This is a genomic window from Streptomyces katrae (assembly GCF_000717655.1).
GTDB classification, from domain to species: Bacteria; Actinomycetota; Actinomycetes; order Streptomycetales; family Streptomycetaceae; genus Streptomyces; species Streptomyces katrae_B.
Window position 1 is genome coordinate 62,964 of sequence record NZ_JNZY01000023.1, and the last position, 15,114, is coordinate 78,077.

Genomic DNA, 15,114 nt, shown 5'->3' on the forward strand with positions numbered 1-15,114 from the left:
CGCGATGTGATCAGCACATGACCTGCGGGAATTGCGCAGCAGAGTCTGAACGCCCTCAAAACGACCAGGGCCGGCCCGCACGTCTGTCGTCAAACGCGGCGAGCTCAAGCGGTCAGCGCATCACCGCTGTTCAGGAGGCCAGCGTAGACCTCTGCCGGAGCCATGGGTCTTGCGCGGGCGATGGTTGAGTTCGTAGGCGATGGCGTCCAGGTCGGCCTGGCTGATCGTGCGGAGGTCCGCGCTCTTGGCCAGGTACTGCCGAAGCAGCCGGTTGGTGTTCCCGTTGGTGCCGCGCTGCCACGGGCTCCGGGGCTTGCAGATGTAGATCGGCATCCCCGTCTCGGAGGTGATGGCCTGGTGCTCGGCTATCTCCCGGCCCCGATCCCAGGTGAGAGTCCGCCGCAGTCGGGGCGGGATGGTGAGGTGCGGAGTGACCTGCTGGGCCACCTCGGTCGGTCTCCGCCACTTTTTCCCGTTGGGGACATCGCGCGGAATGAGGCCTTGGAGGAGGCCCGGCAGAATTGCGGGTCGAACTCTCGGCCGTTGGCTGCGTGGTAGGTGGCGAGCAGGACCTTCCCGATGACTTCCTCGCCGCGCGCGAGGTCCTGCAGCCCAAGGTCCTTGGACCTGCACAGGCCGGCCAGGCCGTCGAGACTGCTCGTGTTGTCCTGATCGGGATGCCGATGCGGCGTGGATCTGGTAGCTGGTGACGGCGCGGCTCGCGCACCGCTAAGACGAAGCGGGAGAGGCTGCCGACGGGCAGCTTGTCGTCGCCCTCGTGCCGGAAGTCGAGCTCACGTCGGGTGAGCTCGCTGTGCACGGCGTTGAGCGGGGACCGCGAGCGGGGTAGAGGATGGCGATCCGCTCGGGGCTGATGCCGACCGCCCCGGGCGCCACGCCTACCGGCTCGCCTTCGCGGCGGCCCACGTCCACCTCGCCGGGCCGCACTACTGCGACATGCTGCGCCGCGCAGGCCTGCGCGGCCACCACAGCCGCCCGGGCCTCGGCGCCCGCGCCCTCGTCGACTCCGGAGCCTTCCCGTACGGCACGCAACATCACCGCACAGCTGGCCGAATACGATCGGGCGGGGGTGGACGAAGTTGTCGTCAACGTCGCGGGAATGTATGCCGAGCATGGCCGACCGGACGCCGTACGGGACCTCCAGAAGATCCTCGAGGCCTGCCGGGAGGCAAGGAACTGACCCGTGAACGGGTGCGAGAGGCCGAGGCACGCCCGCGTGCCGCCTCCCGCACGCGGTGAGGAGAGGCAAGACGGTGCCCGACGACATCGCCCGATGGCTGAACGAGCACGCCAACCCCTTGAGCAGCCTGACCCCCGGCGCGCCGGTGGAGGACCTGAAACCCCTGGGGAAGGCCCTGCGGGGGACACGGATCGTCGGTCTGGGCGAATCCACCCACGGCACGGGCGAGTTCTTCCGGCTGAAGCACCGCATCGTGGAGTTCCTGGTCCGTGAGGAGGGGTTCACCACCCTCGCCATGGAGGCCAGCCAGTCCGCCGCCCGCGCGCTCGACACGTACGTCCGGTACGGCACGGGCGCCCCCGAACGGCTCGTCGCCCGGCTGGGTTTCTGGACCTGGCGCACCCGCGAGATGGTCGACCTCGTCGAGTGGCTGCGCGCCCACAACCGCGACCTGCCCGAAGAGCGCCGGGTCCGCTTCGTGGGAACGGACCCCCAGCTCTGCGCCGACTCGGTCGCGGCCGTCACCGCCTTCCTGCGCCGGACGGCGCCCGATCAGGCCGGGCGCATGGGCGCCTTGGACGTACTGGCCCGGGCCCGCCCGGGCTCGCTTCCGGACCCGGACGAGGCCCTGATGCGGCGCGCCGAGGAGATCGCCCGCCTCGTCGCGGACCACGCCGGGCGGTCGGGGCCCGGCGACGACGCCGACGAGGCTCTGGAACACGCGCGGATCCTGGTCCGCGCCGCCGACCTGGTGACCCGCCCCTTCGGGGCCTCGGCCGGCGAGGACGGCGTGTACGCCGCGCGCGACCGCTTCATGGCCGAGGCCGTCGCACGGCTCGTGGACGACGACCCCCAGGCGCGCGTCATGGTCTGGGCACACAACGGGCACATTGCGAAGGGCACGTACGGGGAACAGGTGCCGGCCCTCGGTAGCAGACTCCGCGAACGGTACGGCGACGCCTACTACGCGCTGGCCCTCCTCTTCGGCAAGGGCTCCTTCCTGGCCCGCCGCGGCAATGATCTTCAGCGCCCGCCGGCCCGCCACCGCATCGGCACTGGCCTCCGCTCCCTGGAGGCCAGACTCACGCACGCCGTACCCGGCGACCACTACGCGGACCTCCGCGCCGCGGGTTCCCCCGCCGACGCCGCGCCCTGGCTGCACGCCCCGCACGCACAGCGCAGCTTCGGCGCCAATGTCCAACGGTTCTTCTACCGCTTGAACACAGCCCCGCTCGTCCCGGCCGAGGACTACGACGGCATCGCGTTCGTAGCACGCTCGACCTGCTCCCACCTGCTGCCCCCGACGGAGGACTGAGGCTCTCTCACAGCCACAGGTCGAGCGCGGCGTTCAGAGTGAGCTGCCACATCGGTTCGGCACCTGTGCCGAATGCCGCGGCGAGCCCGTACCCCACGGACGCGTCATAAGGGTCCCGGGCACCCTCGGACTTGCCCGGCGCCTCCCAGTCGGCCGACACGCGCCCGTCGCCGCTCGATGCGAAGAGGCCGAGCAGCCGCTCGTCCCGCAGCAGCCGACTGGTGCCGAGAGAGCCCGGAACCAGCAGATAGCGGCACTCCCGCGCCCCTGAGACGACCTCGACCCGGTACGAGCGCCGGGTCAGGAATCCCTTGGAGGGCCGCAAGGTCTCCTCTGCTCCATCGACGAGCAGAGTGAGGTGCTCCGGGTCGCGCGTCCCGATCGGCACATGGCTCTCCGGCACAGTGTGCGGGGCCCGCCGGATCTCGACCGGCGGCAGACCCTCCCCGCTCACGCCCAACGTCCCGGCCTCGTGGTCGAGTTCGATCCGGACCGCGCCGAAGAGCGGATCGTCGGCGGGCACGTACGCGTACGGATTCATCGGGACCTTGCCTCCCGTTCATCCTGGTGATCCTCTTCCCCCAGTCTCGTCCGGACGCGGAGGGCCGCTTCCCTTTCCGGCCAGAGGCGGGGCCGGTGGGCAGGGGCTGCGCCACCGCCTGGGCGTCGGGGAGCGCAGCGGTTGTTCCCCTGTGAACGAGCAGCCGTACCCCGGTGCGACGCCAGCCGGCTGCGTAGTAGTAGTAGTCGTTCGGCGGCGCCGTGACGGACACGGACCACCGCGAGCAGTCCACAAGCCGGATCTTCGCCGAGCCTGCCGCCGGGCGGCGCGGCCGGCCATCGTTCAGCGTCCGTGATCGGAAAGGGGTGTGCCAGTGCCCCTACGAACGGCGCGCACGCCCGCCGAACGGGTGAATGTCAGCAGTAGATCGAATCTGATTGGACATGTCGATCACGCTCGGGGGACGTTGGTGTGCAACCGGCCCGCCCGTTGCCCCGCTGCTGGTTGCAACGAAATCCCGGCGGTTTGAGAATGCTCCCCTTCTGGCGCTGCGGAGGTTTGCCTTGTCAGCTGAGATCGACGTCTCGTGCCCAGGCTCGGTGCCCGCAAGTCCGGCTGGAGACGCAGTGGCAGTGGTGGGGGTCGGTCTGCGCCTTCCAGGTGGAATCACATCCCTGGGCGGACTGTGGACTGCTCTTGAGGAGGGCCGGGATCTGGTCGGTGAGGTCCCCGCCGGTCGATTCGACACGGCGGCCTTCGTGGCCACCGGCTCGGCACGGGCCGGCAAGTCCTGCACCGGGGCCGGCGGATTACTCGATGACGTGACGTCGTTCGATGCGGGCTACTTCGGGATCTCACCCAAGGAAGCGGCGCGAATCGATCCTCAGCAGCGGCTGCTGCTGGAATGCGCGGTCGAGGCGTTCGACGACGCCGCGATCGATCCGGCAGACTTCGCAGGCAGCGACGCGGCCGTGGTGATGGGCGTTTCCTCGCACGACTACTTGGACCTGCAGCAGCGACGGCCTCGCACGATCAGCCCGTACACGATGGGCGGTTCGGCGTCCTGCAACACCGCCAATCGCCTCTCCTACGTGTTCGACTTCCACGGCCCCTCGAACGCGGTGGACACCGCGTGTTCCTCAGCGCTGACCGCGGTGCACCAGGCCTGTGAGGCACTGCGCTCGAGGCGCGCTCCGCTGGCTCTCGCGGGTGGGGTGAACGTCATTCTCAACCCTGGCGGCTTCGTGGGGTTCTCCCAGGCGTCGATGCTCTCGCCCACCGGGCGGTGCAGGCCGTTCTCGGCGCAGGCGGACGGCTACGTCCGCTCCGAAGGCGCTGGTGTACTGATTCTCAAGCCGTTGGCCGCGGCGCTCGCGGACGGTGACCGCGTCCACGCGGTGATCCTGGCGAGCGGGGTCAACGCGGACGGGCGCACCTCCGGGCTGGCGTTGCCCAGCGCCCGGTCACAGGCAGCGTTGCTGGAGCACGTGTACGTGACCGCGGGCATCGACCCGGATGACGTGGCCTACGTAGAGGCTCACGGCACGGGTACGCAGGTCGGCGACCCGATCGAATGCGAGTCCCTGGGAAGGACGCTGGGTCGGGGGCGACGATCGGCGGCGGCATTGCCGGTGGGGTCGGTGAAGTCCAACCTCGGGCATCTGGAAGCGGCCTCGGGCGTAGCGGGTCTTCTCAAGGGGCTGCTGGTCCTGCAGAAGCGGACGATTCCCGGGACGCTGCACTCCATGCCGCCGAACCCGGCCATCGACTTCGCCTCTCTGGGGCTGGAGCCGGTGACCGAGCAACGGCCGCTGGACACGAGCGGCCGGGGCGTGGTGGGGGTGAACTCCTTCGGCTTCGGGGGTTCCAACGCTCACGTGGTCCTGGCCGAGGCGCCCGGCGCCAGGTCGGCCCGCTCATCGGATGGTGCATCGTCGATGTCGGATGGGCCGTCGCCGGCGAAGGACGCGGCTGGTGGTACGGGGCGTCTGCCGGTGGTGGTGTCCGCGCGGACACCCCAGGCGCTCGCAGCCGCTGCGCATGCGTGGGGTGCGCACTTCCAGGAACGGGCGGAGCAACCCGGCGCGGAGCCCGCAGATGACTTCTACAACGCCGCGTACACCGCCTGCCGCCGCCGGGCGGGGAAGGAACACCGGATCGCCGTGCTCGCCGACGGCCCCCAGCAGGTCGCGGCGGCTCTGCGGTCCGTCGCGGAGGGAAAGCCCGCGGCCGGGGCGGTCTCGGCGGCCGCGGTTTCCCTGGGCCGGGTGGGTTTCGTTTTCGACGGCAACGGGTCCCAGTGGGTGGGCATGGGCTCCGATCTGCTGAGCGGGGACCGCGCGTTCACGACCGAGGTCATGGCCGTGGACGCGGAGTTGGCGCCGATGCTGGGCTGGTCGGTGCTGTCGGAGCTGGCCGGGGCACCGGACCCGTCGCGCTGGCAGCGTACCGAGGTGGCACAGCCCCTGCTTTTCGCGGTGCAGGCCGGTGTCGTGGCCGCACTGGCCGCCCGCGGTGTCGAACCCACAGCGGTCGTGGGCCACAGCGTGGGTGAGGTCGCGGCGGCCTACTGTTCGGGGGCGCTGAGCCGGTCCCAGGCATGTCGCGTGATCGCCGAGCGCAGCCGCGCCCAGGCGGCGACGGCAGGAGCGGGCCGGATGGCGGCGGTCGGGCTCGGGGCGGACGCCGCGTGTGGGCGGCTGGCCGCCGAGGGCTACGGCGAGCGCCTGGCCGTCGCCGGGATCAACTCCGACCAGGACGTGACGATCGCCGGTGAGGCGATGGCGCTGGAGGAGTTCGGGGGCCGCCTGGACGACGAGGGCGTCTTCTTCGTCGATCTGGGCCTGGACTACGCCTTCCACAGCGCGGCCATGGACATCATCGAGGCCCCGCTGCGCGAGGCGTTGGCCGACGTGCGCCCCGGCAAGTGCCGGATCCCGCTGATCTCCACCGTTACCGGGAACGCCGTGGCGGGCCCGGAGCTGGACGCGTCGTACTGGTGGCTCAACGTCCGAGAGCCGGTGCGCTTCGCCGAGGCCGTCGACGCTCTGACCGGTGCCGAGCACCAGTGCGATGTGCTCGTGGAGATCGGCCCGCACCCGGTGCTGAGCACGTATCTGCGGCGGGCGGCGGCGAAGCGGACACAGCCGGTCGCCGTCGTGACGACGGTGTCGCGCTCGCTGCCGGGTCCAGCGGCGCTTGACGAGGCCTACGCGCGGTTGCTGGCCGTCGGTGCGCAGGTCGACTGGGCGATGGTCTTCCCAAGGCAGGGAAGGGTGGCTGAGCTGCCTGCCTATCCCTGGCAGCGGGAGCGGCACTGGAACGGTCACCCGGACTGGTGGCTGGAGGACACCGCGCAGGCGGCGTCCCCGCGGGCGCAGCATCCGCTCCTGGGTGCCCGGCAGCCGGTTGCCGATCCCGTCTGGCGCCGGCAGATCGAAGCGAACTCCCTGACGTGGATGGGCGATCACGTGGTGTCGGGGGCGGTCGTGTGGCCCGCCGCCGGATACGTGGACATGGCCTTGGGCGCGGGGCGGGAGATCCTCGATGCCCCGATCGAGGTGACCGGTCTGCGGATCGGCCGGGCCCTGACGCTGCCGTTGGACGATCCGGACCTGCGGGTCCAGCTGTCGACGAGCCTGGCCCCGGACGGTGTGCTCGTCGTCAGCAGCCGAAGCGGCGAGCAGGGCGACTGGAACGAACACGCCCGCGGCCGGGTCCGGCGCCTGCTGCGGGACCGGCCGCCGGCCCTGGACCCTGGCCTGGTCCGAGCCCGTCTGTCCGAGGCGGTGTCCGTGGAGGAGCACTACGCCGCCTGCGCGCGGGCCGGCCTGCCCTACGGACCGGCGTTTCGGCCCCTGGCCGCGCTGCGCACCGGGCCCGGGGAGGTACTGGCCGAGTACAGGTGCACGATCGAGCCCTCGCCCGGGCATCAGGCCCACCCCACCCTGCTGGACGGTGCCCTCCAGGCGGGCATGCCGCTCATCGCCGCCCTCGGCGGGGATGCCTGCCCGTTCCTGCCCGCCTCCATCGAGACGGTGCGCGCCTGGCAGCCGATGCCCGAGACCGGGCTGGTGCATGTCCGGGCCCGGACGGCGACCGCGCAGGAGGCCGTGTGGGACATCGCCGTCAGCGACACCGACGGGGTGGTCACGCTGGAGGTCCTGGGCTGCAAGCTCCGCCGCTTCGAGGCGGGCCGCCCGCCGCGACCCCAGAGGCTGACGGAGGTGCTGCGCGCCGCACCGTTGCCCGGCGAGGCAGTCCGCCCGGTCCCGTTGCCGTCTCCCGCGGAGGTATTCGCCGCCTGTGAGGAGGACCTGGGCGCGCTCGCCGCCGGGTGGACCGCAGGTCCGTACGGCGCCTTCCGCACGGACCTGCTGCGGATGGTGGCGCACTTCGTCGGCGCCGCCGTACGCGAACTCGTGCCCGAGACCGACGTCGTGACCGTGGAATCGCTGCTTGCGGCAGGTCCCGATGCCAAGTTCACTCGGCTGCTGCACCATGTGCTGGGCACGGCAGTCGAGCACGGTGTCCTGACCGCAGAGGGGACCGATCGCTGGCGCCTGACGGGGGAACCCGCCCCGCAGGAGCTGTTCGACGCGCTGCTGAGGGATTACCCGGCCTGGGCCGTCATGGCGCAGACGTACGGCCTCTGCGGACAGCACTTGAGCGGGGTACTTCGGGGGACCGTCAGTCCTGTGGAGTTGCTGTTCTCCGACACCGACGCCTTGGCCGCGCGCTTCTACGACGGTGTCGCCATGGGCTATCAGGGCCGAATCTGCGAAACACTGATGTCGGGCATCGTGGAACGGTGGCCGCGCGATCGCCCGCTGCGCATCCTTGAAGTGGGCGCAGGTACCGGAGCCACCACGGCCGCGCTGGTGCCGCACTTGCCACCCGAGCGCACCTGTTACACCTTCACCGACATCTCGCCCGCCTTCTTCTCGCAGGCCAAGCATCGCCTGTCCCGCTACGAGTTCGTCGACTACCGGACTCTGGATCTGGATGCCGACCCTGCCGGCCAGGGATTCGCGGAGTCCTCGTTCGACATCGTGGTCGCATCCAACGTCCTGCACGCCACGAAGGACCTCAAGGCCGCTCTGCGCCGCGTCGCTGACCTGCTGGCCGACGGCGGACACCTGCTCGCGCTGGAGTACCACGACAACAGCCTGCTCGCACCGGTCTTCGGTCTGCTGGACTCGTTCTGGGAGACGACCGACGACGAGCTGCGTCCCGCAGGGCCGCTGTTGGCGCGCGCTGAGTGGGAGCCCCTCCTGCGCGACTGCGGATTCTCCGCCACCGCGCAGAGCGGTCAGGCAGCAGCTGCCTCGCTCAGCGACAACTCGGTCATCCTCGCTGCCCGCAGGCCTCGCTCCCCAGGCCTCGATCCGGGCGGCGTCCCGGAGGGGCACTCCGCGCACGACACCGGGTCCCGCACTTGGCTGGTGGGTGAGCTGCCGTGCAACAGCCGTACGCAGACCCCGATGACGGGTTCAGTGGTTGCCGCCCTGCGTGAGCACGGCCACGACGGCGCAGTCCGTGCCGTTTCCGTCGAGGACACCGTCGAGTCGTGGACGGCACTTCTGTGCGGCAAGCAGTCCCCGAGCGACGTCGTCCTGATCGCCGAAGCAGGCGAGGCCGGCTCGGCGACCGAAAAGACCGAGACGGCGGCGTGCCATCTGGCGGTACTGGGGGCAGTCGGTGCCGCCTGCGAGCAGCGGCCGGACCCCGCCGATCTCACCGTGTGGGTGGTCAGCTGTGGCCGCGACGCCGTCGTGTCCACGCCGCCCGTGCCTGAATCCGCCGCCGCGTGGGGCGCAGCCCGCACCCTGGCGAACGAGCACCAGAACCTGACCGTCCGCCGGATCGCCCTCGCCGGAGTACGGGACGCCGAGGACCGGCACCTGCTGGCTGAACGGGTAACGCGGGAAATGCTCCTGCGACCGGAAGAGGACGAGGTTCTCCTCACGCCGGCGGGCCGGTTCGTGACGGTGGTCAGGCCCCTGGACCCGCCACGAGGCTGCAGCGGCGCCGATGGCTACACGCTCACTTTGAACGCGCCGGGACTGCACTACCGGCTGGGCTGGCGCCCCGCCGACATTCCCCGCCCGCGGGCAGGTGAAGTCGTGGTCGCTGTCGGGGCGGCCGCGTTGAACTACAAAGACATCATGATCGCGACTGGCCACGTCCCAGCCGCTTCGTCCCCTCGGCCGGACAGCGCCGGCATCGGCTTCGAATGCGCCGGGGTGATCACCGCGATCGGCCCCGGGGTCACCAGTTTCGCGCCAGGAGACCGCGTCGCCGCGCTGGCGGAAGGCTGCTTCGGCTCCCATGTCCGGGCCCGCGCCGACCGCGTCATGGCCTTGCCGGCCGGCATGACGTCCGCCGAGGGCGCCACGCTGCTGCTGGTCGGCCTGACCGTCGAATACAGCCTCGGGTACCTGGCGCGACTCACCGCGGGCGAGACGCTCCTGGTACACGGCGCGGCGGGCGGAGTCGGCCTGGCCGCCCTTCAATACGCCCGCCGGGTGGGAGCACATGTCATCGCGACCGCGGGAACCCCCGTGAAGCGCGATCTGCTGCGACTACTGGGCGTCGAACACGTCCTGGACTCGCGCCGACTGCACTTCGCGGAACAGGTCAAGGACCTCACCGGCGGCCAGGGCGTCGATGTGGTCCTCAACTCCCTCGCCGGCGAGGCACTTGTCCGCAGCCTTGGCGTGCTCAAACCGCACGGCAGATTCCTGGAGCTGGGCAGGCGCGACTTCCTGATGGACAGTCGGCTGCCGCTGGCCCCCTTCGCGCACAACCTCGCGTTCTTCGGCGTCGACCTGACGACCATGGTCGGAGGAACGTCAGCCGTCCTGGACACCGCCTTGGCGGCTCTCGCCGCCTCCGTACACGACGGCACATATCACCCGCTGCCCTTCCGCGCCTACCCGGCCCGGCGCATCGAGGAGGCGTTCACGAGCCTCCAGCACTCCCGGCACACCGGCAAGATCGTGATCACGTTCGAGGAGGGTGTACAGGTCCAGAGTCCGCTGACCGGGCCCGACCTGGATTCCACGGCCACGTACCTGGTCACCGGCGGCCTCGGCGGGTTCGGTGCCGCCACCGCACGCCACCTCGCCGCCCGCGGCGCCCGTCACCTCACCCTCCTCGGCCGCCGCGGCACCGAGGCCCCCGAAGCCGCATCGCTCCTGGCGGACCTCCGCGATGACGGGACCGACGTCACCGCCTACGCGGCGGATGTCACCGACGAAGCGGCGCTGCGACGCGTCCTCGACGACATCGACGCCTCCGGACGCCGATTGGCCGGTGTCGTCCACGCGGCCATGGTTCTCGACGACGCGCCGCTGGCCGGATCGTCGAACGAGCGCCTGCGTGCGGTCCTGGGCCCCAAGATGACCGGTGGCCTGCTCCTGGACACACTCACCCGCGACCGCCCCCTGGACTTCTTCGTCGTCTACAGCTCCGTGGCCGCCCTGATCGGCAACATCCGACAAGCCCCCTACGTGTCCGGCAACATGGTCCTGGAGGCGCTGGTCCGCGACCGTCACCGGGCCGGCGTACCGGCCCTGGCCGTCCAGTGGGGTGCCATCGGCGACTCGGGGTACGTGCACCGCACCGGACGGAACGACGAGATGGCCGTACTGGGGCTCAACGAGCTGGCCAGCGCCGACGCGCTCACGGAACTGGATCGACTGCTGGTCCACCCGGACGCCCGGGTCGTCGCCGTCGGTCACTTCGACTGGGACCGGCTGGGGCGTCTCACGCCCGACCTGGCGGTACCGCGCACCGCCGGACTGCTCCGCAAACGGGACGAAACCGGATCCGCGGACCGGATGCGGGTCGCATTCGCCGAGGCCACTCCCGCACAGGCCGCCAAGCTGGTCGAGGAGAAACTCGCCGAGCTCTTGGCGGACGTCCTGCAGACCACCCCGGAACGCATCGACCGCGGGCGACGTCTGGACCTGCTGGGCGTGGACTCGTTGATGTCCCTGGAATTCACCGAAGTAGTCAGCAGGGACTTCGGCTGTGAACTCCCCGTAATGGAAGTGTCCGGAGCCGCGCATCTGTCGGAGATCGCCCAACGCGTGCTCACCCGCCTGGGCTACCAGGCGAACGCGAACGACTGACCGTCGACCGGGTGCGACACCGAACCCGTCACCGCACCCGAGCCCGTTGCAGACCTGAGGGGACACCATCTCGTGGCATCGCCCATCGGCCACAACCTGGCCGGCCGGCCTTCGCTCGTCGCGATCACCCGTCGGCCCGCCGCGACTCTGCGCTTGGTATGCGTACCACCTGCGGGTCTGGGTCCCGCCTTCTACCGAACCTGGGCCGAGCATCTCCCCGAGACGGTGGATCTGTTCGCCGTGCAGTTGCCGGGCCGCGGAGCGCTCGCCGAGCAGCTGTGTCTGACCGACCCGCACGAGGTCGCCGACCGGTTGGCCGAGGTGATCCATGAAGTGGACGACCGCCGACCGTTCGCCCTGTTCGGGCACTGCGTCGGAGCCCTGCTTGCCTACGCCACCACACGCGTCCTGCGTCGCAGGCAACACCGCGGCCCCCTGCTCCTCGCGCTGTCCGCGTGGCCCGCCCCACACCTCGACGTGCCCATCGCACAGCTCGCCCGGGTCATGCTCGCCGGTCGCGCACGCTTGGCTGACCTCTACGGCCCCATTCCGGAGGAACTCCTGGCCGATCCCCGAGCCATGGCCACGGCGTACACACCGTTCCTCGCGGACATTCTGATGGCACTGCAGTACCACCAGTACGACGAACCGCCCCTGGACCTGCCGCTCTCCCTGTACGGCGCCCGCGACGACGCCGTCTTCCCTCCAGAGTTCCTGCATACCTGGAGCGACCTGTCAGCTCAGCCGGTCACACCCCGCATTTTCCCCGGCTCCCATGCCTACCCCCGTGACCAGGCACGCGAGTTGACCGACCGGCTCGGTAAGGACCTCCTCGCCGCCAGGCGATACGCAACCCAGCCGTGAGCGCGACCACGACGCCGCCATCGGGTGACCTCCGGCGTTGGGCGGCGACGCTGACCGTGTGCCTGGGCCTGTTCCTCCTGGGCATAGACATGACCATGCTCAATGTCGCCGTCCCCGATCTGCAGGCCGATCTCCGGCCGTCGATGGCCCAGATCCAGTGGATCGTCGACGGCTACGCCCTCGTCCTGGGCGGTACTGTCCTGACGGCAGGTGCACTGACCGACCGCATCGGACGTCGGCGCGCCTTCGTCATCGGACTGGCACTGTGTGCTGGAGCGTCACTGCTGGGCGCCCTCGCCCGGACACCGGAGCAGGTGATCGCGGCACGCGGCGGCATGGGCGCGGGAGCGGCCCTGCTGATGCCCGCCACCTTGTCGACCATCCACAACCTCTTTCCCGAACCACAGCTGCGCCGACGGGCCATCGCGGCATGGACGGCGGTTCTCGGCGCGGGCGGTCTCACCGGACCCGTGATCGGCGGTTGGCTCGTCGAGCACTTCTCCTGGCGCGCCGGCTTCTGGATCAACCTGCCCGTCATCGCCGTCACGGTCGTGCTCGCTGTGCTGGTGGTGCCCGAGTCGCGCGGATCGGGCAAACCCATCGACGTGCCCGGCGCCCTCACGTCCGCCGCCGGATTGCTGTCCCTGGTATGGGCCTTCATCGAAGCCCCCACCCACGGCTGGACCGGAGCACCCGTCCTGGCGGCCTTCGGTGCTGCCGGCCTGCTGCTCACGGCGTTCACCGCCCGACAGGCCACTGCCCGGCATCCGATGCTGCCGCTCTCCCTGCTGCGCCGTCCCTCCGTGATGGTGGGGGCCGCAGTTCTGGCGCTGATGTCGTTCTCCCTGTTCGGAGCCCTGTTCATCACCACCCTCTACCTGCAAGGGGTACTGGGCTACACACCCTGGCAGGCAGGGCTACGAACCCTGGCACTCCCGGCCGGACTCGTGATCGGGGCCGCGGGCAGCCTGCCGCTCGCAGCCCGGTGGGGAAATCGGTTCACGATCGTGGCAGGGCTGATCGTCGCGACGGCCGCCTTCGCCTTCCTCGCCACCACGACCGCCAACTCCGCGTACGGCCATCTCGTCGTCTTCCAGACGGTCGCGGGCGTGGGCGCGGGTCTGTCGGCAGCGGCCGCGACGGAGACCGTCATGGGAGCAACCCCGGGCGATCGTGCCGGACTCGGCTCAGCCATCAACGACGCCACACGTCAGATCGGCTCGGCACTGGGCGTAGCCGTACAAGGATCTCTCCTCGTGACGATCCACAGCCACCGCATGGCCGACCGCCTCGCCGGCACCGACGTGCCCGCATCCCTGGCTCAGACCGTCACCCACCAAGGCCTCACGCCGATCGACACCGCCCCCACACTGCCCGACTCCCTGCGCGAGGAACTCCTCGCAGCGGCACACGAATCCTTCGTCGCCGGCCTGACCGGCACGGCCTTCCTGGCCGCCGCGGCCACTCTCCTCGCTGCCGTGGCCGCCACGTTCCTCCTGCCCTCACCGACGTGTCAGGCTCTTCCCACTGCCCCTCACGCCCCTCGGCAAGGCCGGGGTGCGGTCCTCGGGGCGGTGCCGCCCCCACAGATGGACGCGAAATGAGGGCAGACCGATCCCGCCGGATTCGACCGCTGTAGTCGTCGTGTCGGCGGGGCACAGCATCCACACGAGATGAAGCGTCGACCCACCCCAGTACTCCTCGCCGAGCCGCTGTCGCCGCGGCGGAACAGCCGGGAAGCTCTGTACGGATTCGTCGGCGGGCGCTTCTACGCCGCTCAGGTGTCGGGGTCCGACCAGCCAGACCACATCCGCAACGCCCCAAGGACGGCAACGAACTCCCTGGCGGGATAACGGCCTTCTCGAGCTCGGGGCAGAGGGCGGGGCCCGAGCCCGCTGTAGGCGGGCTGATGCGGCTCGGCATCCTCACCGTGGGCGGTCATCTCGCCCTTGACCTGCAGGACGTAGGCCAGAGCCCGGTCCTCCAGGCCGTGACGGAAGTCGGCGTTCGCGCCGTAGCCGGCGTCGGCGACCAGTGCGGCGGGCCGCAGGCCGATCGCGGACATCTCGTCGAGCATCTCCAGCGCGAGCTGCCACTTCGGTCGGTGATGTTCACTGTCGGGGATCCGGCAGGCAGCCCGGCGTGCGGCGGCCTGGGGCCCGTCCCATGCGGCGGGCAGGAACAGCCGCCGTGACAGCGGGCACGAAGCCGTGTCCGAGGCGGCGTGGACGCTGACACCGATCTGGCAGTTGCCGACCTTGCCCAACGTGCCGGAGTACTGGCGGGCCACCCCGGGCGAAGCAGTGCCGTCCTTGGGTTCAGCCGTTCGCCGGATGGACCACCTCGACCCCCAACTCCCTCAGCGCTTCGACCGCGGGAGAGTCGGCGGGGGCGTCCGTGACGACGAGGGCGATCTCCTCCATCGAGCAGATGCGGCCCAGCGCGGTGCGGCCGATCTTGTCGGCAGTGGCGACGAGGACGACCCGCTGCGCCGCGGCCACCGCGGCCCGCTTCACCTGCACGTCGTCGAGGTTGTAGGCGGTGGCGCCCTGCACCGGGTCGATACCGCAGCAACCCAGGACGAACGTGTCGAAGCACAGGTCCTTGAAGGTCTGCACGGGGGCGTGTCCGTAGAACGACAGCTCCTCGGGGCGTACCTGACCGCCGGGCATCACCAGTTGGATGCCGGAATGCCCGGAGAGGACGAAGGCGGCATGCAGGGAGAGAGGGGTGACCGTGAACTGGCGGCCGGCCATGGCCTTGGCGACGGCCACGGCGGTGGTGCCGGTGTCCAGGGCGACGGTCTCGCCGTCGGTGAGCAGATCGACCACGGCGCGAGCCAGCCGCTCCTTGGCCTGCGCCCCGGACATGGCCCGGACCGCATAGGGCGGCTCGACGCCGCCGGGCAGGCTGCTCACGGCGCCGCCGCGCACCCGGCGCAGGGCGCCCCGGGACTCCAGTACCTCCAGGTCCCTCCGGATGGTCATCTCGGACGCCCCGGTGGCCTGGGCCAGCTCGGCCACGGTCGCGCGGTTCTGCTGCACGAGCAGCCCCACGACGAACTTGTGCCTCTCCATCACGTTCATGTGTCTGC

Annotated in this window: 7 protein-coding genes and 1 pseudogene; 4 read left to right on the forward strand and 4 right to left on the reverse strand. The window is 70.7% G+C overall.

Annotated features, from left to right (window positions below; translation table 11 throughout):
- Window positions 1-120 precede the first annotated feature (120 nt).
- Window positions 121-444, reverse strand: a pseudogene (locus IF09_RS0125445) (IS30 family transposase); the annotation flags it as partial.
- Between the two features lie 830 nt (window positions 445-1,274).
- Between IF09_RS0125445 and IF09_RS0125455 the strand changes: the two are divergent.
- Window positions 1,275-2,516: an erythromycin esterase family protein gene (locus IF09_RS0125455; protein ID WP_030299476.1), complete on the forward strand. Its 1,242-nt coding sequence runs from the start codon at window positions 1,275-1,277 to the stop codon at window positions 2,514-2,516.
- 7 nt (window positions 2,517-2,523) lie between these two features.
- Here IF09_RS0125455 and IF09_RS0125460 read toward each other — a convergent pair whose 3' ends face one another.
- The gene (locus IF09_RS0125460) at window positions 2,524-3,057 is read right to left on the reverse strand and encodes a hypothetical protein (protein WP_030299478.1); all 534 of its coding nucleotides are present in this window, start codon (window positions 3,055-3,057) and stop codon (window positions 2,524-2,526) included.
- A gap of 404 nt (window positions 3,058-3,461) precedes the next feature.
- Between IF09_RS0125460 and IF09_RS0125470 the strand changes: the two genes are divergently transcribed.
- The 3 genes from IF09_RS0125470 to IF09_RS0125480 all read left to right on the forward strand — a co-directional run bounded on the left by IF09_RS0125470 (window position 3,462) and on the right by IF09_RS0125480 (window position 13,624).
- Window positions 3,462-11,156 carry a type I polyketide synthase gene (locus IF09_RS0125470; protein ID WP_106975134.1) on the forward strand — a complete coding sequence of 2,565 codons (7,695 nt, stop codon included), beginning with the start codon at window positions 3,462-3,464 and terminating at the stop codon, window positions 11,154-11,156.
- Between the two features lie 72 nt (window positions 11,157-11,228).
- Complete coding sequence (locus IF09_RS0125475; RefSeq protein WP_158710044.1) at window positions 11,229-12,020, forward strand: thioesterase II family protein; 792 nt, start codon at window positions 11,229-11,231, stop codon at window positions 12,018-12,020.
- A complete protein-coding gene (locus tag IF09_RS0125480; protein WP_051832863.1) occupies window positions 12,017-13,624 on the forward strand; it encodes an MFS transporter in 1,608 nt (535 codons plus the stop codon). Before IF09_RS0125475 ends, IF09_RS0125480 begins: the two co-directional genes overlap by 4 nt.
- A 173-nt stretch (window positions 13,625-13,797) precedes the next feature.
- Here IF09_RS0125480 and IF09_RS0125485 read toward each other — a convergent pair whose 3' ends face one another.
- Together IF09_RS0125485 and IF09_RS0125490 are read right to left on the reverse strand one after the other, a co-directional pair.
- The gene (locus IF09_RS0125485; protein ID WP_234321145.1) at window positions 13,798-14,310 is read right to left on the reverse strand and encodes a transposase; all 513 of its coding nucleotides are present in this window, start codon (window positions 14,308-14,310) and stop codon (window positions 13,798-13,800) included.
- 28 nt (window positions 14,311-14,338) lie between these two features.
- Window positions 14,339-15,106, reverse strand: coding sequence for a DeoR/GlpR family DNA-binding transcription regulator (locus IF09_RS0125490; RefSeq protein ID WP_030299486.1), 768 nt, complete (start codon window positions 15,104-15,106; stop codon window positions 14,339-14,341).
- Window positions 15,107-15,114 lie beyond the last annotated feature (8 nt).